Raw genomic sequence first — 25891 nt, 5'->3', positions numbered from 1 at the left:
GACTCGCAACCGCGACACTGAGGCGGGCGGTGTTGGCCATCTCTTCCCGCTGGTGCTTGGGAAAGCCTCCAAGAGACCCGTCAAGCAACAGTGGCGGCCGTTCTCTCAGAACTCCGCAACGAAATCGCAACGAATTGGGTGAAGGGACCGTGAACAAAGCGGGACGGAAACGCCTGTCATCTCAATAAAAATCAATAACTTAGGAGATGTTCACTGCGTTCGGGACGCCGGGTTCGCAGGACGATGCCGACCTTCCGCCCATATCCACAAACAATGTCGTCGCTGGCGGTTCGGTTCTCGTATTGCCGACGGATCGGCCGACCGATCCGCCCGTTCAGGCCACCTAGCGATTTGAGATGGTTGCGGGTCCGTGGTTGTGCTGTCCGGCCCCTCGTATCGAGTGCTTGAAACCGGCCCTACCGAAGAATGTGGAGCCGAAAAGCGGTGGAGTCCAAAGAATGTGGCCCTCGATTCCATTGCCTCAGCGACGGCTCGGCATTTGGGGAAACCGTGGTAGAGCTTTTCACGTAGGGCGTGATCGCGTCCCTGATATTAGGATGACGACTACTTCTCGGTCAGCGTTTCGCTCAGGAATAGCGCGATCGCGCTTTCAAGATCCGTGGTGCTTCCATCTTCTTGCGTAACGGGCGACGTTCGGGGATAGAAATGCGTGGCGCCGGGCAAGTGCACGATCCGATGTGCAGGGACATGGCAGCATCTTGCCATTACGCTGACGGCATTTTGTTGAGCAGCGGTGGTCGCCTGGTCGATGCCGTGTCCGCGGCAGCGGAAAACTGCCCTCGCTCGACGTGGGCATCGGCGACGAGGTGCGCCGCGATCAGGTGATCGCCCGGGTCGTGCAGACCGAGACCGAGCAGCGCCTTCAGCAGGCGAGGGATGTTCTTCGCGAGCGCGAGCATGTCGAGCTCACCGGGGCGATCTCGCGCGAGATCGATGCCATGCTCCTTGTCTTTGGAGCCCCTGGCCAGCTTATCGCTGGCGGGGCAGGAGCACGGCCGGACCATCCCATTAGCGGACTTCCCTCCGTTCACCGACTCGACCGGCGGCAACAAAGTGACGGCCGACTCGCGAGAGAACAACGAAAGTTGCTTGGACTGGAAATTCCGCGATCCGAAGCACATATCATCGGCATGGTGACAATTGTGCAATGCACTTGCGGTGCTGAGTACAGACGCACCGAAGAGAAGTTCCTGGTACCGCATACAGGTGACGCGGTCTGCGCAATCTGCGGAGCTGCTCTGGAATCGTGGCAGGAAAGCACCCACGTTCCCAGTTACCAACTTATTGAACGTCCGAAGACGAAGACGGAGTGACAGAATGAAGCGGACTCCAGATGAAACCGATCTCAAGCAGCGATCGGCGTGAGGTCCCTTATTGGCCCGAATCTGAGAAACTCGACACTTACCTCTGGCTTGGCTGACAGGGATAACCGGACCTCGTCCGCGCCGGCCGCCAACTCCGTGTCTGCCCCGCCAAAAAAGGGGTAAAGTGCTCCAGGGTCACATCTGAGGAGTAACAACATGACCCTACTCCCCAAGTTAATTCGTGCGATCGACCGGCGTGCCTTCGCGATCATGGGCAACACGATGCCGCCCCAAGATCCTGATGATGACGAAGAGGAAGACGACGAAGAGGAAGAGGAAGAGGAAGAGGAAGAGGAAGAGGAAGAGGAAGAGGAAGAGGAAGAGGAAGAGGAAGAGGAAGAGGAAGAGGAAGACAAAACCGACGAACCGCCGGTCGTGCGCGAGCCGGATGAAGACTAAGCAGGGTCCTTATACGTAGCCTGAGCTTCGGAGAGCGTGATCCCCAGCCTGCGTGCCGGCGCGCTCGTGCGTCCGGCGGCTTTCAAGGTCGGTCTAATTCCGAGAGAGCAGCGGACAGGCGCTGAATGGACCACGGGTTCTCGGCGCACACTCTCGGCGTTCGCGGGTAGAGGAGGCGAGCATGACCCTCATATGGCTTGGTGTGCTCCTTGTTTTCGGCGGCGTGCTCCAAATGGCGTTTCAGCCCATTTGGCGAGGCCGACTCAGCGGTGGAAGGCGGCTTCGCTCCGGGCGTGATACGCTGGAGCCTGAAAGACCGGGTAGCGGCTTCGGCATCAAATCGAACTGGCCTGGACTTGTGATGGTCGCGCTTGGCGGCGCTTTTTTGCTGGCCGGTGCTGCCATCTGAGTTGAAACGAATGTCTCAGGCGTTGCCCGTTATCTGGCCAGGCCAATGTGCCAGAGCCATGTCTCCTCCTGGCCCGTGGCTGCCTTGATCCCACGCTGCCAAATGTCGGCTGATAGGGACAGACCGGAAATTTGCGGATGAGAATTGGCACTTTTGACGAAGCGGATATTGAAGGCGCCTAGTTCGCGCATCATCCCTCCGGCACGTCGGCTAGGCAGCTCTGCATTTGGGGTTTATCCGACGTTCCGCCGTCTTCATGAAGGATGGCTTCCCTGGTGGGCGAGGACCTACGCCGATTTGACCTACCGTTTAAGCGGAAGATCGGAGGAAATATCGCAGATTTGCGCCATGTGAGGAAAAGCGGTAGCGGTCTCCCGCTACCATGTATCCCCCACTATTGTGGTGGGCCTGAGGAAAGACCTCGCCGCCTATCAGGCCTAGGCACCGACAAAGCGCGGCGAGGCTGCCATCGCGAACGCGGTTTATCACGCGATTGGCAAACGAGTTCGCAGCCTCCCCATTCCTATCGAGAGCATTATCGACCAAGGCATGGGCAAGCCCAGGTTAGGCTAAGTCAACGGACACCAACTTCGGCAAACCAAGCTAAGGTGCAGAAAAGGGATACCACCTGATACCCGTTGAAGCCCTTCCATTCTCGAATGGCTGCTTCTGGCGCAAAGTGGTCGATGGGATATACGAACTTAGATTTCGATAGCGATCACTGGATGGACTAGCTCAAACTTCGCCATGATGGATTGGATCGAGAGTTCAAGCTTTACAAGCGGTTAGAAGGCCACGTGTGCACGATGTGTGCACCGGGAGATCAAGAAATATCTCATTAAAAGCTATGTGGGCCTCTCCTGACGAGCCTCGCACGTTGACGCAACCGCAGACATCGAAATACCGGCGCGTAGGCGAGCGCTGACGAGCAGCCTCAGAGTGCGGAGGCGGGATGCGTCACAGCCATTCTGAGCATTGGCGCAACCCCCAGTACCATCGCGAGTGCGACTTGCACGAGACTAGTCGAGGTGGGCACGTCACGTTTTGTTGGCTTTATCTTCCGGTCTCTTTTGGTGCGCACAGCCTCGTCGTGTGGCTTACACCGATCTCTGTTGCGCATCGCATGCTCCAGAGCTTGTCGGACCGGTAAACCTTACCGCGGACGATTGCATTCCAACGCCAACTACATTGGTTGCCGGCCGCGCGACGCCGCGGATACCACAATCGAGGACAGCTGCGCGGGCACCGCGTAGCCGCAGCCCCAAGTGGCAGCAGGCGGCGGTACACCGGTTTCTCTCACGAGGTCGAGCCCTTTCGGAACTCGCTTGGATCCAACGCGACCGGAATCCTTTTTGTGCCTTCAAAATCGATAACACATCCCGTCGGCAGTGCCAGCAGCACCGGCATCCTAGGAGTGCAAGGAAACCATCACGGGTTCGCACGTTCATTATCGTCTTCCTTTGCTTGCGCGATCTCCGGATGGATTTGGATGCGTGCCATGGACTGAATGATGCTGGATGCGAACAGAACCGTGCCCTTGAAGTAGCCAGGATGAGGAGCCCGGTACCAGCTGCATGGGGATCCGCGCTTCTGGAGCTTGCTGCGGCATGTCAATGGCCAAGGGCGCCCGTCTTCACGCGCTCGCGCAGGCGCTGGAACGTCACGTAGAGCATCGGCACCAGGAAGATCCCAACAGAGCTCGCTGCAAGCATGCCTGCGAACACGGCTGTGCCGACGGCCCTGCGGCTGAGCTCGGCGGCGCCGGTCGCAATCACAAGCGGCAGGAGACCAAGGATGAAGGCAACGGAAGTCATCATCACTGCGCGGAAACGCATATATGCGCCCTGGATCGCGGCTTGCTCGAGCGCCACGCCCGCCTCACGCTGCTCCTTCGCAAACTCGACGATCAGGATGCCGTTTTTGGCGGCGAGTGCGATCAGCACCACGAGTCCGATCTGACCGTACAGATCGAGATTGACGCCAGCGACCTTGATGCCGACATAGGAGCCGAGCACGCCGACCAGGACCGACAACAGGACCGGGATCGGGATAATCGTGCTCTCATAGAGCGCGACCAGGAACAAATACGCGAACAGCACGGCAAGCGTGAGCACAATGCCGGTCTGGCCAGCGGCCTGTTGCTCCTGATAGGCGGTACCGGTCCACTCAAAACTGTAGCCCGCAGGCAGTACGGCATGAGAAACGTCGGCCATCGCTGTGAGCGCGGTGCCTGATGAGACACCGGGCGCCGGGCTACCGTTCACCGTCACTGAGCGATAATTGTTGTAGCGGGTGATCACCTGAGGTCCGGTCACGATCTTGATCCCGGCGAGCGATCTGATCGGCACCATTTGGCCGTTGGCGTTGCGCACGAAGATTTGCCAGATGTCCGAAATATCGGCGCGATCGAGCGCTTCGCCCTGAACGTTGACCTGCCAGGTGCGGCCAAACCGATTGAAGTTGTTGACGTAGATGCCGCCGAGCGTCGCTTGTAGGGCCGTGAAGATGTCGCTGATTGTCACTCCGAGCGCCTGAGACTTGCGGCGGTCGATATCGAGATAGATCGACGGATTGGTTGCAGTGAAGGTCGAAAAGACGCGCGAGAGCCGTGGGTCGGCGTTGGCGGCGCCGATCAGCGCACCCGTGACACTGGAGATTTCGGCCGGGTTCTGTCCTTCCAATGCTTGGAGTTGGTATTCGAACCCGCCGCCGGTGGAGAGCCCGATGATCGGCGGCAGATTGAACGGCAGGACATTGGCTTGGCGGATCTGCGCGCCAGCGGCGAAGGTTTGGCCGATCAGCGCTCGCGCAGAATCTGTTGCTGCCTTGCGATCGGCAAACGGCTTCAGGCGCGTGACCACCAGCGCGCTGTTCGGTTCGGATGCGCCGTCGAGCAGGGAAAAGCCGATGATGGCAAGAACATGATCGACCGCGGGCATCTGCTTCAGGATGCGTTCGACCTGTTGGGTGATTTCGCTGGTTCGTGCCACCGACGCGCCGTCCGGCAGTTGTACCGAGGTGAAGAAGGCTCCCTGATCTTCCTCGGGCAAGAAACCCGTCGGCGTGATCAGCGACATGCCGAAGATGCCGGCGCCGAATAGGGCAATCAGCAGGAGCGAGAGCCCCGCCTTCCGCACCAAGCGGCGCACGCCGCTGCTGTAGCGGTCCCGCAACCAGTCGATGCCGCCAAGCACACGACCGATCAGGCCACGCCGCGGCCCGGTGTGGCGCAGGAACAGCGCGCATAGCGCCGGCGACATCGTCAGTGCATTCAGTGCCGAAATCATCATCGCGGCGCTGATTGTCACTGCAAACTGGCGAAACAGCGTGCCGGATATGCCGGGAATGAAAGCGATCGGCACGAAGACGGAGAGCAGTACCAGCGTGATCGCGATGATCGGCGCCGTGATCTGTACCATAGCCTTCTTGCTGGCCTCGGCGGGAGAAAGCGAGGGCTCCTCCTCCATGATCCGCTCAACATTCTCAACGACGACGATGGCGTCATCGACCACGATGCCGATGGCGAGCACCATGGCGAGCAGGGACACCGTGTTGGCCGAATATCCGAGCACCAGCAGCACGGCGAAGGTGCCGATCAGGCTCACCGGAACGGCAACGGCCGGGATCACGGTGGCCCGGAGATTGCCGAGGAACAGGTACACCACGATCACGACCAGCAGGAAGGCCTCGCCTAGCGTCTGTAACACTTCCGCGATGGTGGCACGCACGAAGCTCGTTGAGTCGTATTGGACGAGGTAGCTCAGCCCGGTGGGAAAATGCTGCGACAGCCGCTGCATCGTCGCTGTCACCGCCTGTGCGGTGGTCACCGCATTGGCACCTGGTGACAGATAGATCGCGATCGGCACGGCCGCACGTCCGTCGATCCGCGCTTCGCTGTCGAGATTTTGCGCGCCCATCTCGACGCGGGCAACGTCGCCCACGAGCAGCGATGAACCGTCCGGATTGGCGCGCAGCACGATTTGGGTGAATTGATCGACGGTGGCGAGCCTGCCCAGGGTCTGCACATTGAACTGGAACTGCTGGTCGTCGCTGATCGGGCGCGCGCCGATGCGGCCGACCGGGGCCTGGACGCTTTGCGTACGGATCGCGGCAATGACGTCCGACGGCGTGAGATTGAGGCTGGTGAGCCGCTGCGTGTCAAACCAGATCCGCATCGAGTAGTTCATCTTCGCGAACAGGTTCGCCTGGCCGACCCCCGGCGTGCTGGCGATCGCATCAAGCACGTTGATGATTGCATAGTTGGTGATGAAGAGCGGGTCCTGTTGGCCATTTCCGCTGTAGAGTACGAGGAACTGCAGGATCGACGAGGAGCGCTTGTGCACCGTCACGCCCTGCTGCTGTACTTCGGTGGGCAATTGCGACAGAGCACTCTGCACGCGGTTGTTGACGTTGACGGTGTTGATGTCGGGGTTGGTACCGAGCGCGAACGAAACCGTCAGTGTGTAGCTGCCGTCATTGGCGCTAGTCGACTTCATGTAGAGTGCGCGGTCGCTTCCAATGATCTGCGCCTCCAGCGGCTGGGCGACACTGCTCTCTACAACCTCGGCGGACGCGCCAGGGAAGATGCCGGCGACCGTGACCTGTGGCGGCACGATGTCTGGAAATTGTGCCACCGGGATTTGCGCCAGCGCCAGTGCGCCGGCAATCGTGATGATGAATGCGATCACCATCGAAAGCCGCGGACGATCGATGAAGAGGGCGGACATCATGGTTTGTTATCCGCCGGACCAGCCTTGCCGGAGGGGCCGTGATCCGTTTGCGGAGCCGTGCCATCTGCGGCGGCTTTCATGCTCGACAGGATCCGCGCGCTGGCTGGTCCTGGCGACACGGTCTGGCCGGGACGAACCCGCTGCAGGCCTTCGACAATCACCTTGTCGCCGGCCGCAAGTCCGGCGATCACCGCCGCGACAGTCGGGGTCGATTGCCCGAGCTGGATGCGACGCTGTTCGGCTTCGTTGTCGGCGCCGACAGCGAGAACATAGTTGCCCTGCTGATCGGAGAGCACGGCCGAGCGAGGGATCACCAGCACCTCGACCGGCTGAACGCCCTCAAGCACTACGGTCACGAACTCGCCATCGGTCAACTCGTGAACGGAGACGCCGGCCGCCGAGGGCGCCCGCAGGATCGGATTGGCGATCTCGCCACGCACGGTGATCGTATCAGTGCTCTGGGCGATGGTATTGTCGACAAAGTTCAGCTTGCCGGTTTTTCCGTACATTCGCCCGTTCGGCAGTCGCAGCCTGATGACCACGGCTTCCAGACCGCCTTGCGGCGCGTATCGTTCGCGCAGCTCCAGTCCCTGACGCACCGGCACGGGAAAGGTGACATACATCGGGTCTTGGCTGACGATGCTGGTCAGTACCCCCGAGCTTGGACTGACGACGTTGCCCACCGTCACCGCCGTTCGTCCGATCTTGCCGGCGATCGGCGCGCTGATCACTGTGTAATCGAGATTGATCTGAGAGGCCTGGACCCCGGCTTGCGCGGCTCGCACCTGGGCTTCGAGGCTGCGCTGGTTCGCGATTGCTGCGTCGTAGGTGGACTGTTGCCCGGCAGGGCCTCCGAGCAAGGTCCGCGCGCGTTCGGTCGTCAGCTTGGCATTCTCGAGTGTGGCCTCAAGCTGGGACACCTGCGCCTGTTTCGATGCGAGATCCGATTCGAAAGGGCCACGCTCGAGCCGATAGAGCTCATCGCCTTTGCTGATTTCGGCGCCTTCCTCGAACAGGCGCCGTTCCAGAAATGCAGTGACGCGAGCAACGAGGTTGACCCGATTAATCGCCTCGACGCCAGCAAAGGTCATTGTCCGCTCCTTGCAACGGATCCGGAGCCGGGTCAGTGCTTCACCGGCGCCTCGCTACTCCCGCCGCATGCGATTGCTGCGCGCGGGTTCGTCGTAGCCCTTGCGGCGGCTGTGGAACATCAGCCCGATCAGTCCGCAGCCGGTGACCAGCATCAGGATTGCAGCGCCTCCCAGGATGACGTTGCGGTAAAGCGGCATGGACGGCGTTGCCTGCCATACCGCCACGCAATACCAGGTTGCCGCAACGAGAAGAGCTGCCAGGAAGGTCCCAACGACCCATCGTTTCGTGATGCGCAAGGCTGCCTCCTTCGTCTGATTGGGACTGGTGCCGGCTTCGCGGAGTATCTGTCGACCGCGGATTGCGCGAGGACGCGTTGTTAGCGCCACCGCCATCCGCAACGGCGACGACCGCGATGCCACCAGCACACCCAGCGACGCCGGCGCGGCCGGCCCCATCCCCGACGACGAGACGGCGGTCCCCATTGTGCTTGCGTCGGGAGGTCTGGTTGCTCGCTCGGCCGGCCGAGATCGTGAGCAATAGGCATTGCTTCCGCGGCCTCAATGAAACGAACCCCGATGGCGCCGATCGCCACGGCAGCGACGGCATTCTGAGCAAAGCCAAGGAAAGCCCGACGGCTCGGTGTGTCCATCATGTTTCTTCTCCTTTGTTAGGCGGTTCGCCGCGCCGCCTGAAGCGCGTAAAGCAGCCAGGCGAGGCCGTGCGAAATCAGGTCGACGCCAAGCAGAAATCCGAGGGCCCAGACGCTGATGGCCGGAAAGCCGAATAGAATCAGCACGCCGGCGAGCAGCCCAAAAATGCCCGAGATCAGCATCATCCATCCGTTCTGCCGCCAATGGGCGAAGCTCAGCACGCATCGAATGACGCCTGAGGCGAACAGCACCGCGCCGAGGAGGTAGGTGAGGATCAGGGCACCCGAGGCGGGCTGGGTAAGCAGCACAAGGCCGAAGGCGGCGTAGAGCGCGCCGAGCAGGATCTGCCATAGGAACCCACCCCATCCCTTGGTCCAGAATGCATGGATGATCTCGAACGCGCCGGCCGCGATGGCCATCAGCCCGATGAACTTGACGCTGATGATGGTTGCGAACGCCACGTCGCTGAGAGCTGCGAAACCGGCGGCGATCATCACGATTCCGAGAAGGGCACAGACCCACAGCGGAGGGCCGCCCAAAGCCTCGATATCGGAGCGGTCGTCATAAACTGTCATCCCATCCTCCTGGTCTGCGTGATGGTCGGCACGCTTGGGACGCTAGCGTCGAACCTCCGCTATCGACATCCGACGAAACCCTGAGCGATGGGGCGGGAATGTTCTCGTGGGCCACGAGCGGAGCGATTGTGTGCTCGATCGCCTTTGCAAGCTATCGCGGGCCGCGCGGACCCAGCGTCAGGTTAGTGACGCCGGCGGCCAGGTTGATCCCGATCGATCGCTCGATCGACAGGGGTTGCAACATCACGCTCCGTCGCGAGCCACCGATCAGGACGTTCGCGCCGAGCCCGGGGCCGAACGCAAAGCTGCCGCTCGCGCCGACATAGTTGCCGCGCAAGGTGGCGGATCCGATCCGCGAGTTTTTGGCGAGCACGGCCCAAGACAAGGTGCCTGCGCTGGTCACGCCGATATCAAGGCCGACACGCCGGATTCGTCCCTCATAGATGAACTGCCTCGGCGGATTTCTTGCAAAGAATGTGCAGCGCAACGACTGCACCGATCCGAGCACAAGCCCGACGCGCGGGTTGCTGAAGCACAGGAGCCGGCCGACCCTGAACGTTTCGGCGCGCGCCGGCAGGGCTGCGACGCATAGCAACGCGGACGTGCCGAAGACTGCCACAAACCGCATCATTCGCATTCAGGCCTCCACTTGACTGTTGGTATCGGAGAGCGCGCTCCTCGGTCGGCTGTCCTGGCGGAACCAGAATGTGATGCCGAGTCCGATCAGCAGCACTGCGCCCAGCAGGAAGAAAAAGACGGACTGCTTCAGCCAGGATATCGCCGGGACGGCAATGCCCATGGCAAGGCCGAGGAAAGAGATCTGCAGCGATAGAAGGTTGACGCCCGCGAGGAACGTGCCGAGCGCAAGCAAAGTCAGCAGGACAAGGCCGGTCGCCGGGGTCGGAAGCAATTGCTGAACGCCCGAGACCAGAATGATGTTCATCGTGACCAGCACGGCGACCCAGTGCAGCGCCTGGGTCCAGATCAAGCGGAGCCGGGCCTCCTTGCCTTGGGTTTCCGGCCATTTGGTGACGACGCACACGATGCAGATGGCAAGCGCCAGGAATTCCCAGTAGCCGACGAGAGGTTGGTGGGAAACGTTAGTATAGGCGACGCCCGCGATGGCAAGCACCAGCGCCACGACATAAGGAAGCTGCTGCCACAGGAATTGAGCCATTGTCGATTGAGGCGAGGGAGGATCGGTACCCTCCTGCCGTGGCGCCCCGCTCTGGTTCATGGGGTCCTCACTCACGATTCACCGCTGTTGAACGTCTGCTTGAACTCGTCGCCGAGGTAGTCCTCGACATAGAATCGGATGATTGCGACACGGCCGATCGCCACCAGCGGCATGGCGAGCGCGATGCCCAGGACGCCGAACAGCGCACCGAGCAGGACGATGGCGACCAACGTCCAGGCAGGAGGGATCTCGACGGCCTGGCGCTGGATCAGCGGACCGATCACATAGCCTTCGACAGACTGGATGATCGAGTAAATGAGGACGGCCCAGATCAGCAGGGAACTGCCGAGCGGCATTGCGACCAGCGCGATCGGTATTGCGGCTACGATTGGTCCGACATAGGGAATGAAATTCGACAGGCCCGCCTGCAGTCCGAGCACGAAGGGTCCAGGCAACCCAATGAGGTAGAGCGCGGCCCAGACCCACAACGTCATGAGTATGACGCGGATGAACTGCCCGACGAGCCACAGCCGCATGACATTGCCCATCTCGTCCATGACCGTTCTCGCCCGCTGGCGCTGGGAGGGCTTCACCAGCATGACCAGGCTTTCACGGTGGCTGGTTGGGTCTAGACCAAAGAGGATCCCGAGGAACAGGACCACTAGGACACCGGTCAGAAGGCTCGACGCTCCGCCAAGCAGGAACTGAGCATGGCTGAGAAACCGGCCTTGGTCCGAGAACAGCCACTGCGCAAAGTCGCGGCCCCATTCCGGACCGAGCAGATCCACGCCATATGACAGAAGATGCTCCTGCAGGATGTCGAGCTGGTTGTCCATGACCTTCAGCAAGAGGCGCGTCTGCTCCGGCAGCTTGCCCGCGCCCCAGATCAGTCCAAATCCCGACAGAGCGGAGAACAGCAACAGAACCAGCGTCAGCCGCGAGGCGCGATTGAGCGGGAGGACGGCCGCCAGGGCCCTTGCGCAAGCATCCAGAAACGCGGCGAATAACACGCCTGCAAAGATCAGCAGGAGACTCGAGACCGTCTGCCACACCAGAAACAGCAAGACGCAGGCAGCCACCAGGCCGAGCCCGGTTGCGAGAATGCCGCGTCGTGTGCCGTTCTCCGGCACGACGGCGGAGCCATCGCGTGGAGCGATCTCGCAGAGTCTCTCCGGTGCTGTCCTGGACTCGTTCATGGTATCGGTTCAATCGCCGTCGCCTGTGGTACCTAGGCCCGGACGCGCCGGCTGCCAAAGTGCGGATGCTTTCCTCCGCGATGACGCCAGTAGCGGTGCTTCGTCGGGTTCGTATTGGTGTTTGGAGCTGCTTTCTCCGGTGGCGACGCGCCGGCGCCGCTTTGGGCAGACACGCCGGTCTCAGTCGATTGGGCCAGCGACACGGTTGGAAAGGCGCAGACCGCCATCGATCCGTATATGATCAAGGCGCCACAGATGGCCCGTGTGCTCATATTCGCCTCCATGCAACTAGGGACAAAGATTCAAATCGATATGGCTCCGGTTGCGAGTGCGTAAACGCCGGCGCACGCGGCAATCGTGATCGCTGCAAAAAGCATAGCTTCGAATGGCCCGAAGATCGTTTCCTTGCGCTCGCGTTTCGCAAGCAGGAACAGCAGAGTGCCGGGTGCATAGAGGATGGACGACAGCAAGAGAAATTTCGGTCCGCCGGCGTAGATCATGCCAGCTGCATAGATCGTTGCGATAGCCGATCGGATCCAGTCGGTGGTGCGAGCGCGCTCGCCCGCGCGGTAGGTCTCGCCCGACCAGGCAAGCTTTAAGCCGTACGCCGCGACAATGAAATACGGGATCAGCGTCATCGCGCTCGTCATCTTCAACGCGAGTGTGAACGCGTACTCCGCAAACCAGGCGACCAGCAGAAAGATCTGGATGACGCAATTTGTGAGCCAGAGCGCGCCGGCAGGGACCTTGTGCGCATTCACCCTGGCAAGAAAGGAAGGCATGGTGCGGTGGATCGCCGCGGAATGCAGGATCTCGGCCGCCAGCAGTGACCAAGATAGGTAGTTGCCGAGAACCGAGATCAGGAGCGCCAGGCTGATGAATACGCCGCCCCAGCGGCCGACAATCGCTTCCATCACGCCAGCCATGGATGGCGTCGGAAGATCCGCCAGTTCAGCCCTCGGCAACACGCCGTAGGACAAGAGCGTCACGAGAACGAGCAGGCCGAGCACCGTCAGAAATCCGGCAATGGTTGCGAAGCCGATGTCGGCACGGCTCCGGGCGTAGCGGGAGTAGACGCTCGCGCCTTCAATTCCGACGAACACGAACACGGTTAGCAGCATCGTGCCGCGAACCTGAGAAGACACACTCGACGCATCCGACTGCTCCGTTCCGTGGAAATTAACGGCGAACAGATCGCCGTTAAAAGCAATGACGGCGGTGCCAATGAACAGCAAAATCGGGATGATCTTTGTGTAGGTCGCAATCGTATTGAGGGTGGCTGCGCTCTTGATGCCGCGCAGCAGCAAAATGTGCACTCCCCACAGCAGGACAGACGCCGAAGCGATCGCCACCGGAGTTGTCCCGTCGCCGAACACGGGAAAAAACTGCCCGAGCGTTGCCTTGATCAAGACGAGACAGGCGACGTCTGCAAGACAGCAACCGATCCAGTACCCGACGGCTGAAGCAAAGCCGATGTAGTCGCCAAATCCGGCTCTGGCATAGGCATAGATCCCGGCATCAAGGTCGGGCTTGCGGTGTGACAACGTCTGGAACACGAAAGCCAGCATCAGCATGCCGCTGCCCGCGATAGCCCAGGCGATCATTGCTCCAAGCGCACCCGTGGTTCGTCCGAACGCCGCAGGTAGTGCGAAAATGCCGGACCCCACCATCGAGCCGATCACGAGCGCGATGAGAGCATTCCGCGAGAGTTTCTGGTCGGCCGCATTCGGCGGGGGAGCCATGACGGGATGGCCTTCCAATCCGGGATGCGACGGGCATTGATGCCCGCCGCATTGGAGAGGACATTAGACGTGGCTTTCCCCTTCGCACATCCGGGATTCTCTGTAGGCAGCGAGGGCAGGAAATTGACGTACTGTAAGGTTGGGCATCGCCCTCAAGTTTTTGGGGGAGGGGCAGTCGCGATTTGACCGGGACCGGATGATGGCCCGGAAGCGGCCGCCAAAAGCACGACGCTGAAACGGCAGAACTCGCCGGCCTTCGCGAGCTCAGCCGCTATGCATCGGGCGTGCAGGGACGCTGCGTCCTGATTGGCGAGCTCGCATCCGGTCCCATCGGGCGAGAGACCGTATTTGTCGACGATATGAAAGTAGAAGCGCATACCGGCCGGATTAGGCCGGATCGCGGCCGTTTTCCCCAAACGCGTAATGCGTCTCCGCCCAAAGGAGGACACTTCCGGCGGTTTCGATTACCGGTTCGTAATCACCGTGCTCAGGTGCGCAGTAAAAAGCTGTGCGATAGGGTGATTGTCCTTGCCAACTCTCGGGTGATTGTCCGATGCCGTCTACTGATACCCAGAGATAGCATGACCTGATTAGCGAGCTCTGGCAGGAGACAGGCAATGTCGAACTATGATCCGAACGTGACGACGGCGGGAGCGGGCGGCGGCGAGGCAATCGCGGTCAATGCTGGACTGCGTAGCTACATGCTGCGCATCTACAACTATATGGCTGCCGGCATCGGCCTAACGGCCGTTGTTGCGTGGCTCACCTATCAGCTCACTAGTCCTGCACTGCTGCAGAGCCCGTTGATGTGGGTCTTCATACTGGCGCCGCTGGGTTTGGTCTTCTTCATCGGCTCGCGGATCAATACGCTGTCGGTGTCGACCGCGCGTCTGCTGTTCTTCATCTATGCGGCGCTGGTCGGCGTGTCGCTCTCGACGCTGCTCCACATCTACACCAGCGCCTCGATTTCGCGCGTCTTCTTCATCACCGCGGCGACGTTCGGGGCGCTCAGCGTCTTTGGCTATACCACAAGGCGCGACCTATCCGGTCTCGGCACCTTCCTGTTCATGGGCCTTATCGGGATCATCATCGCCACCCTGGTGAATCTGTTCCTGCAATCCAGCGGGCTTGACTGGCTGATCTCGATTGTGGGCGTCGGCGTGTTTGCCGGGCTGACGGCCTACGACACGCAACGGATCAAGGCGATGCATGACAGCCGGGACGACGAAACAACCAGAGACCGCAAGTCGGTGATTTCAGCGCTGTCGCTGTATCTCAACTTTATCAACCTGTTCATGATGCTGCTGCGTCTGGTCGGCAACCGCCGCTAAGTGGCTTCAGGCCGCCGGCCGCTCCGCGGCGCTTGCGAGTGCGTCGCGCAGAGCCTGTTCTTTGGCGTCGTCCAGGGACGTCTTCAGCACGGTCCCTCCGGCGTCCTTGATCTCCTTCAAGACCTTGTCCGCAGTCATATTCTTGATCAGCACGAACAAGGCGGCGTTGCCCGTGTGAAGTGATACTGATAATTCCTTCATGAAGGAGTCGTCGATGCCGAAATCGGACAGTGCGCCGCCAAGTGCGCCGGAAGCTGCTCCGACGGCGACACCGAGGATCGGATTGAGGAAGATCATGCCGATCAGAAGTCCCCAGAAACCGCCGGTCACCGCCCCCATCGACGTCGTGTTGACGAGCTGATTGAGCTTGATGCCGCCGGAATCCGTCTTCACGGCGATCACTGCGTCGCTGATTGTGATCAGATATTCCTTCTGCAGCTTGAGCAGCCGCTGACGCACTTCCTCGGCCTTCGCCTCGGATGGATACACGATCGCTACTAGATCGGACATGCAAACCTCCTGCTGGATCAAGCTCCGCCGCGACCAAGACGATGCGCCGACCGGTGCAACCGTGCCACTGGCGGAACGCGCTGTCGAACACTAGCTTTCGATCGGTCGGCTTGGGATCGGAGAAAACCCTGAGGCGTGGGGATGAATGTTCCTGATCGTTGTTGCTGGAGGGTCGCCTGAGGCTGACCTTATCCCGGCCGAGAGGTATGCGCCCCAGCCATCAGCGCGCCAAACAGCAGCGCCAGGATGAGGAGGAACATGCTGGCCGCAGGCCACTGGCAGAGAACGCGATTGGCCTTCTCTAGGCAGCCAACGGACCTATGGCAGCTGCGTTGAAAAAGACCGAGTATGCTGGCGACCATTTTCCAGCGCGTCGAATAGGCATCCGGATGCGGCCAGGGAGCGACCAGGATCGCCAGCACAACGCCACCCAGGACGGAGGAGAGTGTTTTGGTGAGAGTCTCGACCGCAAAGAAACCGGACACCGAACCGTGCGAGACGGCTAGATAGGAATCCCAAGGCAACAGGCCGAGCGATAGCGAGCACAGGGCCAGCACAAGCGCCGCGATGTTCCGGACGTGTAGTGCAGGACCGGTCGATGCAATCCGCTCGACCGTAGGCACCAGCGCGTGAGCCAGGACCAAGATAACGTAGGCCGCTGTAAGCATTCCGCCCGCCTCGAGCACGACCGCCCACCACCACTGCCCCCTTTCGGCTGCGGCACGAAGCAACAGCTCTTTTGCCAGCGACGCACCGCTCGGCTGTACGCCTACCAACGCGATGCCGGCGAGAGCAAAAGCTAAGACGCTCAATGGCATCGTTCTCACCAGACCACGCAAGTCTGTGAGGCGATCATGACCCAGCCTCGCATAGATCGATCCGGCAGCCATGAACATTGCTGCTTTGGCCGTGGCATGGGAGACGGCAGCATCGCCAGGATGAAGCCGACTGCGGCCGTCAGGAACTCAGTCATTGTACAGCGCTCGGACCAGAGCAGCCTCCTCTTCGGCAAGCTCGGCGACCGCGGGATTTTCGATATTCAGACAGTGATAGAGGATATGCGCGTCATCCTCTGCGGCCGGCACGGTGCCTGGTAGCAGGCTCGTCAGCGTTGCAAACACGTTACGACGAAAGCCGCGGGGAAGACGGGTTGAATATGCGATAAACCCCGAGTGCAGCGGCAGCCGGGGGGTCGAGTGCCCGCCTCGCGACGTCCACTCCGGCAACAATGGAGTGATATAAGAAGAGCAATGTCAGTCGCGAGATGGCGCCAGGTGAGCGCCGCGATCTGCCAGGTTCCAGCCAATGCAAGCTCGTCCACGTTGCCGCCGCGACGGCGACTGCCGCGGCAGGAACGTCATCGAGAGCGGCGCCGGAAAGTACCAACCAGAGGCAGAGGAACGAAGCCGCGCGGGACGTCGCGCTCCACCAGGACGCGCCGGCTGTGGCGCCCGTGAGCGCATCTGGCTTTCCCGCGGACCCTCTCACAGGCGATTCCTCGATTGGCGACGGATGGCGCCGTCCCGTGCGGTGCTTCGAAAATCCGGCATCGTGTATTGACTGGCGGGTGTCCGGCGGCACGACTGTCGGTGTCTGCAGCCGGGTATCCTTCGACGTGCGGATGCGTGAGTTGGCGTAGCGATACAGCAGCATCCACACCGGCTCGAATGGCGTCCACGAGCGGATCGTTCGACGCCATCGTTTTGGATGGCCCTTCGCTGCCCTGCTACGCAACTAGCGCGACGCCTGCCGGGGGAAGCAGGTGCCGCCCCTCCCGCTTCGGGACGCCTGGCACTGATCTTGGGTGGAGTACCTGCAGTTCACATGCCCCTTGAACTTGGAGCACCATTGGTTTTGCTCGGTCTGCGCTGATGCAGTCTGTGGCATGATGGCCAGCATTCCCGAGACCGCCATTGCAACTAGGATAAATCTCCGCATTCGAAAATCCTCCGGGTTCATCGGTCTGACAGGCCCGATCGCTTTAGCTGACCCTGACGATGCGCTCTTGATACGACCTGCGATATTGGGTCTTTGCCCGATTAGGCGGCAGGAATTCCCCGGAGCGCTCCATGAGGCGCCGTTTCATATATCGCCGGCGTTTCGCCTGCGACTGCGGCCCGCGGTCGCGATTGCATCCGGACGCACCAAGTAGATTTGCCGATGTGTGTGGCCCCTCCTTTGGGCAAGAATACCAGGGACGATACCGTAGATCGCGAGATGTGAAAGGGCGACCTGCCTGATCTAACGTCTGGAATCGAGGAGGGCATGGCGATGCGCGGTAGGCGAACCACATCTCGGCAAGTCTTCGCAGTGACGTTGATCGCCTCCGTGTTCGCACCGTTTCTGGTAGCCTGCGGCCGCCAAGCGGAAACGAAGGAGCTGCCCCCGCGTCCGGTTCGGACCACGACCATCGAGAAGCGCGATAGCCTGGTGCCGTTGATTTTTACAGGCCGCATCGAGGCCGAGGACGAAGTGGCCGTCGCCTTTCGGATATCCGGACGCTTGCGGGCGAGCCATGCGAAACTCGGAGACAGGGTCGAGGCCGGACAGTTGCTGGCACAACTGGAGTCCCAGAACGAGCTGAGCACATTGCGGCAGGCAAAAGCGGCTCTTTCCGCTGCGCAGGGCCAGTTGACGCAGGCACGCAACCACTACGAACGTCAGGAAACGCTGTTGGCGCAGGGGTGGACCACGCGTGCCAATTTCGAGGCGGCGACGCAGGCACGACAGGCCGCGCAGTCGCAGGTCGAGGCGGCGGAGGCGCAAGTCGACTCCGCGCACGACCTCGTCAGCTTTACGGAGCTGCGGGCCGATGCGCCCGGCAAAATCACCGCGACAGGTCCCTCTGATGGCGAGGTCGTTCAGGCCGGGCAAATGATCGCGAGGATCGCGAGGCAGGACGGCCGTGACGCAGTCTTCGACGTTCCGGCTCAAATGATCAGATCGACGCCGGCCGACGTGCAGGTCATGGTCAGCCTGACAGATGACGCGAAGATCACGGCACAGGGCCGCGTCCGCCAGGTCGCGGCGCAGGCCGACCCCGTCACCCGCACGTTCGAGGTCAAGGTCGGTCTAACGGATCCGCCACCAGCCATGCGGCTCGGCGCCACCGTAAACGGCCGCGTCGAGTTGGGTTCCGGACCGGTGATCGATGTACCCGCTACCGCCTTAACAAGAATAAATCAGCAGCCGGCCGTCTGGATCCTCGATCCCCAGACGAACATCATATCGGCGCGTAATGTCGACATCCTGCGTTTCGACCAGACCGACGTCATCGTCTCGCAGGGACTGAATGCCGGCGACATCGTTGTCACCGCGGGCGTCCAAGCGCTCCATCCGGGCCAGAAGGTGCGCGTGCTCGGATCAGAGCCATGACCGGGTTTAACCTCTCCGGATGGGCGCTCAGGCACCGCTCGCTCGTCGTCTATGTGATGATCGTTGCCGCGATCGCAGGTTATCTCGCGTTTTTCCGCCTTGGCCGGAGCGAGGATCCTTCGTTTACGATCAAGACGATGGTCGTGCAGGCTGCCTGGCCGGGGGCAACGGCCGAAGAGACGATGAAACAGGTGACCGAGCGACTCGAGCGGCGATTGCAGGAAACGCCCCATCTTGAGTTCCTGCGCAGCTTCACTCGCGCCGGTCTCGTCACTATCTTCGTCAACCTGAAGGGAAGCGCGAACAGCAGGGAGGTCGCCGATACCTGGTATGAGGTGAGGAAGAACATCGGCGACATGCGCCACACGCTTCCCGCTGGCGTTGTCGGCCCCGGCTTCAACGACGATTTTGGTGACACGTTCGGGATCGTCTACGGCTTTAGCAGCGACGGCTTCACGCAGCGAGAGTTGCGAGATTACGTCGAGAATGTCCGTGCGCGCTTGCTTCAGGTTCCTGACGTGTCGAAGATCGAGCTACTGGGTGCCCAGGACGAGGTGATCTTCGTCGAGTTCTCCAAGCAGGACCTTGCGACCTTGCAGGTCGATCGGGCGGCTCTGCTCGGTGCGCTGCAAGCTCAGAATATTGTCCGGCCGGCGGGGACAATCCAGACGGGCAAGGAAACCATTTCCGTTCGAGTGTCCGGCGGCTTTGGGTCGGAGCAGGACATCGCCGGTGTCAATTTCGTCGCAGGCGGTCGCACGATCCGGCTGAGCGACATTGCGAAAGTGCGGCGTGGCTACGTGGATCCGCCGCAGCCGATGTTCCGGGTCAACGGCCAGCCGGCAATCGGGCTTGCTATCGCAATGCGTGATGGCGGCGACATTCTTGCGCTTGGCAGAAATATCAAGGCGGCGATGGCCCAGATGACCGCCAATCTCCCGATTGGAATCGAGCCCGCGCTCGTCGCCGACCAGGCTACGGTGGTCGATAGTGCGATCAGCGAATTCATGACCTCGCTACTACAGGCCGTCGCAATCATTCTAGTGGTGAGTTTCATCAGCCTCGGAATTCGTCCAGGCCTCATCATCGCGCTTGCCATTCCGCTGACCCTAACCGTCGTGTTCCCGATCATGGAGATCGCCCGCATCGACATGCAACGAATATCGTTGGGCGCGCTGATCATCGCGCTCGCACTCTTGGTCGATGATGCGATGACGACCACGGACGCCACCCTCAACCGGCTGGCCCAAGGCGACAGCAAAATCGATGCAGCGACCTTCGCCTACCGCAGCCACGCCTTTGCTATGCTTGCAGGGACTCTGGTGACGATCGCAGGCTTCATCCCGGTTGGCTTCGCCGCGAGTTCGGCCGGCGAGTATACATTTTCGCTGTTTGCGGTAGTCGCGATCGCTCTCCTGGTGTCATGGCTCGTTGCTGTGATCTTTACGCCATTGCTGGGTGTGATCATTCTCGTTCCGCCGGGACAGGAGAGCTCGGACGCGCCAGGCAGGATATTCCGCTTCTATCGCACGTTTCTTACGCTGGCGATGCGCGCCAAGTGGCTCACGATCGCCACCTCGCTGGTGCTCTTTATCGCGTCGGTTCTTGCGCTTCCGCTGATTCCGCAGCAGTTCTTCCCATCGTCAGATCGACCTGAACTGCTGGTGGACCTCAGTTTGCCCCAGAATGCATCGATCCATGCGAGCGAGCTGGCAGCCAGGCGCTTGGATGCCGCATTGACCGGCGATCCGGACGTCGATCATTGGAGTACCAACGTGGGGCGCGGTGCCATCCGTTTCTATCTTCCGCTCAATGTCGAGCTTCCAAACGATTCGTTCACGCAGGCGGTTGTCGTGGCGAAGGACGTCGCGGCGCGCGAGCGTCTGCGCGTGAGGCTGGAACGTTTGCTCGCGGAGGAAGTTCCCGCCGCCGTCTCGTCGGTTTCGCCGCTCGGTCTTGGCCCACCTGTGGGATGGCCGCTGCAATATCGCGTCAGCGGACCGGATGTCGAACGGGTACGTGAGATTGCGCTCAAGCTTGGGCAAATCATTGCCTCCGAGCCCAGGGCCAAGGGCGTCAATTTCGATTGGATGGAGCCGGAACGCCAGCTCCGCATCCAGGTCGATCAGGACGAAGCGCGACGTCTCGGACTGAGCTCGCAAGCGATATCGAGCGTGCTGAACACGGTGATATCCGGCGCAATCGTCACGCAGGTCCGCGACGACATCTATCTGGTCAATGTGGTGGCCCGGGCGGTCGATGAGCAGCGCATCTCGCTGTCCAACCTGCGTACGCTTCAGGTGCCTTTGCCCAGCGGCAGGACGGTATCTCTCAGTCAGTTTGCGACATTCGCGTATCACCAGGAGCATCCGCTGATCTGGCGGCGCGACCGCATTCCAACGCTGACGGTGCGCGCCGATATTGGCGGCGGATCACTGCCGGCTGCGCTGGTGGACGCTCTGTCGCCCGCAATAGGCGAGTTGAGGAAGACGCTACCGGCGTCCTACGAGGTGGCCGTGGGCGGAACCGTTGAAGAGAGCCGGAACTCGCAGGCGTCGGTGCTTGCTGTGGTGCCGATGATGCTGTTCGTCATGCTCACGGTCCTGATGATCCAGTTGCAGAGCTTTCCGAGACTGCTGATGGTCATAAGCGTGGCGCCACTCGGGATGATCGGTGTTGTCGCCGCACTGTTGCTTTCCGGCAGACCGATGGGCTTTGTCACTATCCTCGGAATTCTCGCGTTGCTCGGCATGATCAGCAAGAACGCGGTGATTCTGATCAGCCAGATCGACGCCGAACGGGCACAGGGCAAGAGCCCGTGGGACGCAGCGGTCGATGCCAGCAGCTCCCGGTTTCGTCCCATCATGTTGACGGCGGTGTCGACCGTGCTCGGCATGATCCCGATCGCTCCCACCGTATTCTGGGGCCCGATGGCCGTCGCAATCATGGGCGGTCTGCTGGTTGCAACCGTTTTGACGCTGGTCTTGCTGCCGACATTGTATGTGAGCTGGTTCGGAGAGAAGGGGCGGGTAGGGACTTCCGCTCAATCGGTCGGCTAAGCCGCTGGTTTCCGGCGAGGGGAATCCTGTCTCGGGATTAGGAGTTCACCTGATATTCCGGGCGCCGCCCGAGGTGCATGGTGAAGTGCCGGCAAGTCGATCGGCCAGGATGTTGCGCACCCGCGCTATCGCGAGGTCTTCACATGACTGGGACGCCGTCAGTCCAGAAGCTCTCCCTGTTCGCGTTGACCGCGATGGTGGTCGGATCGATGGTCGGCTCGGGCATCTTCTCGCTCCCGAGAACATTCGGCATCGCCACTGGTCCGTTCGGAGCGGTCTTCGCCTGGTGTATAGCCGGCGGCGGCATGTACGCGCTCGCCCGGGTGTTCCAAACGCTGGCTGAACGAAAGCCAGAGCTCGATGCTGGTGTCTACGCCTATGCGAAGGAGGGATTTGGTGATTATCCTGGTTTTCTATCGGCGTTCGGGTACTGGATCGGCAGCTGCATCGGCAACGTATCCTATTGGGTCCTTATCAAGTCGACCTTGGGCGCCTTCTTTCCTGTCTTTGGAGACGGGAACACGGTCACAGCCATCATCGTCGCCTCGATAGGAATCTGGCTGTTTCACTTCATGATTCTTCGCGGCGTGCAGCAGGCCGCGGCGATCAACACCATCGTCACGATTGCGAAGATCGTGCCGATCCTGGTCTTCATTGCTATCCTGATTTTTGCGTTCAAAGCCGATCTTTTCCGCGCCAATTTCTGGGGCGGCGAGGGGATGCCGGACAAGAGTCTGTTCGACCAGATTCGCGCGACCATGCTGGTGACGGTGTTTGTCTTTCTCGGCATCGAGGGCGCCAGCGTCTATTCGCGCTATGCCAAGGAACGGGCGCATGTCGGCGCGGCGACCATTTTGGGGTTTGCGATCGTTACGACCCTGATGGTGCTCGTGACCATGCTGCCATATGCCGCGTTGCCCCGCGCCGAGATCGCCGGCATGCGACAGCCGTCCATGGCAACGGTATTGGAGGCGGTGGTCGGGCATTGGGGCGCGATCTTCGTCAGCATCGGACTCCTGGTTTCGGTATTGGGGGCCTATCTCGCCTGGTCGCTAATCTGCGCTGAGGTGCTCTCCGCCGCCGGACGAACGAAGGATATGCCAGCTTTGTTCGGCACCGAAAATGCGAACAAGGTGCCGGCTGCGGCGCTCTGGCTCACCAATGTGATCGTTCAGCTCTTCGTCATCAGCACCTATTGGTCGCAGGATGCATTCGCGCTGATGCTCAATCTCACGAGCGTGATGTCACTCATTCCGTTCTTCCTCGTCGCAGCCTACGGGCTCCTGCTCGTCCGTCGCGGCGAGACCTATGAGAAAAGCAGCCGTGATCGCAAGCGCGACATGATCTTTGCCGGCGTCGCCTTGGTCTATACGCTGTTCCTGATCTATGCCGCCGGGATGAAGTTCCTGCTGCTGTCCTTGATCCTCTACGCGCCAGGCACTGCACTCTATTTCTGGGCGCGCCTGGAACAGAAGGCGCGGGTCTTTACAGCCATCGAGTGGGGCCTCTTCATTGCAGCCGCCCTCGGCGCTGCTGTTGGAATACACGGACTGGCCACCGGCTACATCACCATCTAGGCAGGCAACTCCCGGGAGAACTCCCATGGCAAAGCAGACATCGGACACCTCGGCTCCCTTCGGCGTCCATTCAGAGGTCGGCCAGCTGAGGAAGGTGATGGTCTGCTCGCCAGGGCGGGCTCATCAGCGCCTTACGCCCTCCAATTGCGATACTCTGTTGTTCGATGACGTGCTGTGGGTGGACAATGCCAAGCGCGACCATTTCGACTTTGTTCAAAAAATGCGTGACCGCGGGATCGAAGTCGTCGAGATGCACAATCTGCTCGCCGAGACGGTCGCGATCCCCGAGGCCAGGAAGTGGATCCTGGACAACCAGGTTGTTGCCGATCAGGTCGGTCTCGGTCTGATCGACGAGCTGCGCGGTTATTTGGAAGGTCTCAATCCGCGCGAGTTGGCGGAAACGCTGATCGGCGGAGTATCGACTCACGACTTTCCGGATGCCCATGGCGGCGAGATGCTCAAGCTGGTGCGCGAAGCAGCCGGGATGACCGAGTATTTGCTACCGCCGCTTCCCAACACCTTGTACACGCGGGACACCACATGCTGGATCTACGGCGGCGTCACGCTGAATTCGCTCTACTGGCCAGCGCGGCACGAAGAGCCGATCCTCGCCACAGCCATCTACAAGTTCCATCCGGATTTCGCCGGCAAGGTCAACGTCTGGTGGGGCGATCCGACGCGCGATCACGGCCTCGCGACGCTGGAAGGCGGCGACGTGATGCCGATCGGCAAGGGCAACGTTCTGATCGGATTGAGTGAGCGCACCTCGCGGCAGGCGATCAGCCAGGTTGCCGCAGCCTTGTTCAAGAGAAAAGCGGCCGAACGTGTGATTGTGGCGGCTATGCCGAAGCTGCGCGCGGCGATGCATCTCGATACTGTCTTCACGTTCGCAGATCGGGATTGTGTCCTGCTCTATCCGGACATCGTCAACAACATCGCGGCCTTTTCCTACCGGCCGGCCGACAATTCCGCCGGCCTCGATCTACGCAGGGATGAAAAGCCGTTCGTGGATGTCGTGGCCGAAGCGCTCGGCCTGAAGAAGTTGCGCGTGATTGAGACCGGCGGCAACGCGTATATGCGCGAGCGGACCCAGTGGGATAGCGGCGCGAACCTGGTCTGCGCCTCTCCGGGCGTGGTGTTCGCTTATGACCGCAACACATACACCAACACCTTGCTGCGCAAGGAGGGGATCGAGGTGATCACCATTGTCGGTGCAGAGCTGGGACGCGGCCGGGGAGGCGGTCATTGCATGACCTGCCCGATCACTAGGGACGCGGTGGATTATTAGCCGACCTGCGGGCGCTCCGGCCCTGAAGGAGGGCGTTCACGGCCGCGTGGCATTCGGCCGTTGCTGGGTAGCATCCGGGGAGTTCCAGCCAGACGGCGTCTGCCGCCTCAATCACAGATTTAATTCCTGACCATTAACACGCCATAATCAGCACCCACGCTCAGCTGATTCCAGGTGTACGCAGAAGCCATCGGGGGACACCATGCGCGCGCTGACGATTCTTTGGCTGGTCGTTGGATGGTTTGGAGCAGACACCGCTTGGGCGGCGGATGTTGATCTCACCGAACTGAAGGCGAGCGGTCCTGTGCCGTATTATTCCGCTCCGTCATGGAGTGTCGTTGGCTCCGTCGCGCCAACCTTCACTGACAATGCTTTGTTCAGCCGGAACAACCGCAGGTCGGATTTTTATTATGAGCCCGACGTCAGTCTCAGGTTGGATGGGAACCTCACAAGCGACCTGTCGTACCGGCTCTATGCTCGCGCCCAATACGAGGCCTTTGCGACCGAGAAGGACGGCAACGCCGCAGTGGCGCGAATGGGAGCGCGCTTGACCGAGAATTGGGACGGCTGGCGCTTCTCCGCTATTTACGAGAACCGGTACGATTTCGACGGTGTCTATCGCGATCTTGCTTTCACGTCCCACGACGTGATGGGCTCGGTAGCGCGCGACTTCCGCGTGAACAATGTCACGCTGTCGCCACTGTTGCTCCTGACCTACCGGTTTTCCGATCTTGCGGAAGCCCGCCGCTGGCGCTTTGACGCGGTGCTGGGTATCGAAGTCAAGCTGGACCCGAAATGGTCGATTGTGAGCACGCCATTGTTAGAAGCCTTTTGGTTCACGGACGGGCTGAACAGGGGCCGACAGGATCAGATCTACTCAGCGGACGTCGGGCTGAGGTATAGTTTCGCCAGCAACGTGTCGATCACGACCAGCGTATTGTACGAGGCGCGAACATCGAACGTTCCGGAGCGGCGATACAGGGATCTCAGGGTTGGTCCCCGACTTGATTTCGCGTTTTGAAGGGCTTGGAAGATGACGAGATGCGGGTGTGTATTGGTGGGAATCATCGTTGGTCTAACGGCCGCCTCCGTGGCTTCTGCGGATCCCCGCGATTCTGCTGACCGGAGCCAGCGCCTGGATACCGATGCACTGAGGGATGATGTCGGCGTTAACCGCCTCCAGGTGCCGTCTCATCCGCTGGTGCTTTCGCCGCCTCAACAACCCGCTCCGAGCGCGAAGGCAGGAAAGAAAAAGAAATCCAGCGCGAGCGGAGTTGGAGCCCGGTAGCGCACGGACGCAGGTGCGGCCGGATTGCCGTGGCGGTACCCGAGAACGACTTCACGAGTCTCGGAAGCCGCTGATTGCGCATTGGGGAGCTGTTGTCGACACAAGCAG

General features: G+C 60.9%; 24 protein-coding genes. 8 read left to right on the top strand and 16 right to left on the bottom strand.

Going from position 1 to position 25891, the window contains the following annotated elements; all coding sequences use genetic code 11:
- Positions 1–725: 725 nt before the first annotated feature.
- Complete coding sequence (locus ABIB80_RS32795) at positions 726–1223, bottom strand: hypothetical protein (RefSeq protein ID WP_035994331.1); 498 nt, start codon at positions 1221–1223, stop codon at positions 726–728.
- A gap of 318 nt (positions 1224–1541) precedes the next feature.
- Here ABIB80_RS32795 and ABIB80_RS32790 point away from each other — a divergent pair, with 318 nt between their 5' ends.
- Together ABIB80_RS32790 and ABIB80_RS32785 are read left to right on the top strand one after the other, a co-directional pair.
- Complete coding sequence (locus ABIB80_RS32790) at positions 1542–1784, top strand: hypothetical protein (RefSeq protein WP_354128988.1); 243 nt, start codon at positions 1542–1544, stop codon at positions 1782–1784.
- A 181-nt stretch (positions 1785–1965) separates the two neighbouring features.
- On the top strand, positions 1966–2193 hold the full coding sequence (locus ABIB80_RS32785; RefSeq protein ID WP_007601192.1) for a hypothetical protein: 228 nt from the start codon (positions 1966–1968) through the stop codon (positions 2191–2193).
- Positions 2194–3803: 1610 nt separating this feature from the next.
- On the opposite strand, the gene ABIB80_RS32780 is transcribed toward ABIB80_RS32785, so the two are convergent.
- From ABIB80_RS32780 to ABIB80_RS39465, 10 genes are all read right to left on the bottom strand, one after another.
- Positions 3804–6923: an efflux RND transporter permease subunit gene (locus ABIB80_RS32780; RefSeq protein WP_354128987.1), complete on the bottom strand. Its 3120-nt coding sequence runs from the start codon at positions 6921–6923 to the stop codon at positions 3804–3806.
- Positions 6920–8014: an efflux RND transporter periplasmic adaptor subunit gene (locus ABIB80_RS32775; RefSeq protein WP_354128986.1), complete on the bottom strand. Its 1095-nt coding sequence runs from the start codon at positions 8012–8014 to the stop codon at positions 6920–6922. Before ABIB80_RS32775 ends, ABIB80_RS32780 begins: the two co-directional genes overlap by 4 nt.
- A gap of 54 nt (positions 8015–8068) precedes the next feature.
- A complete protein-coding gene (locus tag ABIB80_RS32770) occupies positions 8069–8311 on the bottom strand; it encodes a hypothetical protein (protein WP_007601199.1) in 243 nt (80 codons plus the stop codon).
- 80 nt (positions 8312–8391) lie between these two features.
- The gene (locus tag ABIB80_RS32765) at positions 8392–8664 is read right to left on the bottom strand and encodes a twin-arginine translocation signal domain-containing protein (protein ID WP_354128989.1); all 273 of its coding nucleotides are present in this window, start codon (positions 8662–8664) and stop codon (positions 8392–8394) included.
- A gap of 18 nt (positions 8665–8682) precedes the next feature.
- Complete coding sequence (locus tag ABIB80_RS32760) at positions 8683–9240, bottom strand: HdeD family acid-resistance protein (protein ID WP_007601201.1); 558 nt, start codon at positions 9238–9240, stop codon at positions 8683–8685.
- Between the two features lie 151 nt (positions 9241–9391).
- A complete protein-coding gene (locus ABIB80_RS32755) occupies positions 9392–9877 on the bottom strand; it encodes a DUF992 domain-containing protein (protein WP_007601203.1) in 486 nt (161 codons plus the stop codon).
- Positions 9878–10477, bottom strand: coding sequence for a hypothetical protein (locus tag ABIB80_RS32750; protein WP_219683143.1), 600 nt, complete (start codon positions 10475–10477; stop codon positions 9878–9880).
- A gap of 11 nt (positions 10478–10488) precedes the next feature.
- The gene (locus tag ABIB80_RS32745; RefSeq protein WP_007601206.1) at positions 10489–11613 is read right to left on the bottom strand and encodes an AI-2E family transporter; all 1125 of its coding nucleotides are present in this window, start codon (positions 11611–11613) and stop codon (positions 10489–10491) included.
- Positions 11614–11915: 302 nt separating this feature from the next.
- On the bottom strand, positions 11916–13355 hold the full coding sequence (locus ABIB80_RS32740) for a basic amino acid/polyamine antiporter (protein ID WP_007601209.1): 1440 nt from the start codon (positions 13353–13355) through the stop codon (positions 11916–11918).
- A gap of 152 nt (positions 13356–13507) precedes the next feature.
- A complete protein-coding gene (locus ABIB80_RS39465) occupies positions 13508–13732 on the bottom strand; it encodes a DUF6894 family protein (protein ID WP_083869979.1) in 225 nt (74 codons plus the stop codon).
- 240 nt (positions 13733–13972) lie between these two features.
- Here ABIB80_RS39465 and ABIB80_RS32735 point away from each other — a divergent pair, with 240 nt between their 5' ends.
- The gene (locus ABIB80_RS32735; RefSeq protein ID WP_007601210.1) at positions 13973–14686 is read left to right on the top strand and encodes a Bax inhibitor-1/YccA family protein; all 714 of its coding nucleotides are present in this window, start codon (positions 13973–13975) and stop codon (positions 14684–14686) included.
- Positions 14687–14692: 6 nt separating this feature from the next.
- Here ABIB80_RS32735 and ABIB80_RS32730 read toward each other — a convergent pair whose 3' ends face one another.
- The 5 genes from ABIB80_RS32730 to ABIB80_RS32710 all read right to left on the bottom strand — a co-directional run bounded on the left by ABIB80_RS32730 (position 14693) and on the right by ABIB80_RS32710 (position 17134).
- Positions 14693–15196, bottom strand: coding sequence for a DUF1269 domain-containing protein (locus tag ABIB80_RS32730; protein WP_007601211.1), 504 nt, complete (start codon positions 15194–15196; stop codon positions 14693–14695).
- A gap of 188 nt (positions 15197–15384) precedes the next feature.
- Entirely contained in the window at positions 15385–16086 is a 702-nt protein-coding gene (locus ABIB80_RS32725; protein ID WP_245286106.1) for a proton-conducting transporter transmembrane domain-containing protein, read from the bottom strand.
- A 75-nt stretch (positions 16087–16161) separates the two neighbouring features.
- Complete coding sequence (locus ABIB80_RS32720; protein WP_245286008.1) at positions 16162–16422, bottom strand: Na+/H+ antiporter subunit E; 261 nt, start codon at positions 16420–16422, stop codon at positions 16162–16164.
- Positions 16319–16849, bottom strand: coding sequence for a Na+/H+ antiporter subunit E (locus ABIB80_RS32715; protein ID WP_245286009.1), 531 nt, complete (start codon positions 16847–16849; stop codon positions 16319–16321). The genes ABIB80_RS32720 and ABIB80_RS32715 overlap by 104 nt, the downstream gene beginning before the upstream one ends.
- Before the next feature lie 81 nt (positions 16850–16930).
- Positions 16931–17134, bottom strand: coding sequence for a DUF3551 domain-containing protein (locus tag ABIB80_RS32710; RefSeq protein WP_007601212.1), 204 nt, complete (start codon positions 17132–17134; stop codon positions 16931–16933).
- A 333-nt stretch (positions 17135–17467) separates the two neighbouring features.
- Between ABIB80_RS32710 and ABIB80_RS32705 the strand changes: the two genes are divergently transcribed.
- The 5 genes from ABIB80_RS32705 to ABIB80_RS32685 all read left to right on the top strand — a co-directional run bounded on the left by ABIB80_RS32705 (position 17468) and on the right by ABIB80_RS32685 (position 25516).
- Positions 17468–18571, top strand: coding sequence for an efflux RND transporter periplasmic adaptor subunit (locus ABIB80_RS32705; RefSeq protein ID WP_007601213.1), 1104 nt, complete (start codon positions 17468–17470; stop codon positions 18569–18571).
- A complete protein-coding gene (locus ABIB80_RS32700; RefSeq protein ID WP_354128985.1) occupies positions 18568–21630 on the top strand; it encodes an efflux RND transporter permease subunit in 3063 nt (1020 codons plus the stop codon). The genes ABIB80_RS32705 and ABIB80_RS32700 overlap by 4 nt, the downstream gene beginning before the upstream one ends.
- 143 nt (positions 21631–21773) lie before the next feature.
- Positions 21774–23207: a basic amino acid/polyamine antiporter gene (locus tag ABIB80_RS32695; protein WP_007601215.1), complete on the top strand. Its 1434-nt coding sequence runs from the start codon at positions 21774–21776 to the stop codon at positions 23205–23207.
- 25 nt (positions 23208–23232) lie between these two features.
- On the top strand, positions 23233–24495 hold the full coding sequence (gene arcA, locus ABIB80_RS32690; RefSeq protein ID WP_007601216.1) for an arginine deiminase: 1263 nt from the start codon (positions 23233–23235) through the stop codon (positions 24493–24495).
- 202 nt (positions 24496–24697) lie between these two features.
- Positions 24698–25516 (top strand): outer membrane beta-barrel protein, encoded by an 819-nt coding sequence (locus tag ABIB80_RS32685; protein WP_007601217.1) that lies wholly within the window; start codon positions 24698–24700, stop codon positions 25514–25516.
- The last annotated feature ends 375 nt before the right edge of the window (positions 25517–25891 follow it).

Source organism: Bradyrhizobium sp. i1.15.2, assembly GCF_040548425.1.
In the GTDB taxonomy this organism is placed as follows: domain Bacteria; phylum Pseudomonadota; class Alphaproteobacteria; order Rhizobiales; family Xanthobacteraceae; genus Bradyrhizobium; species Bradyrhizobium canariense.
The sequence above is the reverse complement of the archived record's forward strand: the minus strand, read 5'-3'. Positions and strand labels throughout refer to the sequence as shown.

What these genes read in the sequence shown, in the direction of transcription:
- ABIB80_RS32685 (WP_007601217.1), top strand. Translation starts at nt 24,698, where the DNA reads ATGCGCGCGCTGACGATTCTTTGGCTGGTCGTTGGATGGTTTGGAGCA.
- ABIB80_RS32755 (WP_007601203.1), bottom strand. Translation starts at nt 9,877, where the DNA reads ATGCGAATGATGCGGTTTGTGGCAGTCTTCGGCACGTCCGCGTTGCTA.
- ABIB80_RS32725 (WP_245286106.1), bottom strand. Translation starts at nt 16,086, where the DNA reads ATGGCTGCCGGATCGATCTATGCGAGGCTGGGTCATGATCGCCTCACA.
- ABIB80_RS32715 (WP_245286009.1), bottom strand. Translation starts at nt 16,849, where the DNA reads ATGCTGCTGTATCGCTACGCCAACTCACGCATCCGCACGTCGAAGGAT.
- ABIB80_RS32745 (WP_007601206.1), bottom strand. Translation starts at nt 11,613, where the DNA reads ATGAACGAGTCCAGGACAGCACCGGAGAGACTCTGCGAGATCGCTCCA.
- ABIB80_RS32700 (WP_354128985.1), top strand. Translation starts at nt 18,568, where the DNA reads ATGACCGGGTTTAACCTCTCCGGATGGGCGCTCAGGCACCGCTCGCTC.
- ABIB80_RS32705 (WP_007601213.1), top strand. Translation starts at nt 17,468, where the DNA reads ATGCGCGGTAGGCGAACCACATCTCGGCAAGTCTTCGCAGTGACGTTG.
- ABIB80_RS32785 (WP_007601192.1), top strand. Translation starts at nt 1,966, where the DNA reads ATGACCCTCATATGGCTTGGTGTGCTCCTTGTTTTCGGCGGCGTGCTC.
- ABIB80_RS32765 (WP_354128989.1), bottom strand. Translation starts at nt 8,664, where the DNA reads ATGGACACACCGAGCCGTCGGGCTTTCCTTGGCTTTGCTCAGAATGCC.
- ABIB80_RS39465 (WP_083869979.1), bottom strand. Translation starts at nt 13,732, where the DNA reads ATGCGCTTCTACTTTCATATCGTCGACAAATACGGTCTCTCGCCCGAT.
- ABIB80_RS32775 (WP_354128986.1), bottom strand. Translation starts at nt 8,014, where the DNA reads ATGACCTTTGCTGGCGTCGAGGCGATTAATCGGGTCAACCTCGTTGCT.
- ABIB80_RS32735 (WP_007601210.1), top strand. Translation starts at nt 13,973, where the DNA reads ATGTCGAACTATGATCCGAACGTGACGACGGCGGGAGCGGGCGGCGGC.
- arcA (WP_007601216.1), top strand. Translation starts at nt 23,233, where the DNA reads ATGGCAAAGCAGACATCGGACACCTCGGCTCCCTTCGGCGTCCATTCA.
- ABIB80_RS32780 (WP_354128987.1), bottom strand. Translation starts at nt 6,923, where the DNA reads ATGATGTCCGCCCTCTTCATCGATCGTCCGCGGCTTTCGATGGTGATC.
- ABIB80_RS32730 (WP_007601211.1), bottom strand. Translation starts at nt 15,196, where the DNA reads ATGTCCGATCTAGTAGCGATCGTGTATCCATCCGAGGCGAAGGCCGAG.
- ABIB80_RS32750 (WP_219683143.1), bottom strand. Translation starts at nt 10,477, where the DNA reads ATGAACCAGAGCGGGGCGCCACGGCAGGAGGGTACCGATCCTCCCTCG.
- ABIB80_RS32710 (WP_007601212.1), bottom strand. Translation starts at nt 17,134, where the DNA reads ATGCGGAGATTTATCCTAGTTGCAATGGCGGTCTCGGGAATGCTGGCC.
- ABIB80_RS32740 (WP_007601209.1), bottom strand. Translation starts at nt 13,355, where the DNA reads ATGGCTCCCCCGCCGAATGCGGCCGACCAGAAACTCTCGCGGAATGCT.
- ABIB80_RS32760 (WP_007601201.1), bottom strand. Translation starts at nt 9,240, where the DNA reads ATGACAGTTTATGACGACCGCTCCGATATCGAGGCTTTGGGCGGCCCT.
- ABIB80_RS32695 (WP_007601215.1), top strand. Translation starts at nt 21,774, where the DNA reads ATGACTGGGACGCCGTCAGTCCAGAAGCTCTCCCTGTTCGCGTTGACC.
- ABIB80_RS32795 (WP_035994331.1), bottom strand. Translation starts at nt 1,223, where the DNA reads ATGCGGTACCAGGAACTTCTCTTCGGTGCGTCTGTACTCAGCACCGCA.
- ABIB80_RS32790 (WP_354128988.1), top strand. Translation starts at nt 1,542, where the DNA reads ATGACCCTACTCCCCAAGTTAATTCGTGCGATCGACCGGCGTGCCTTC.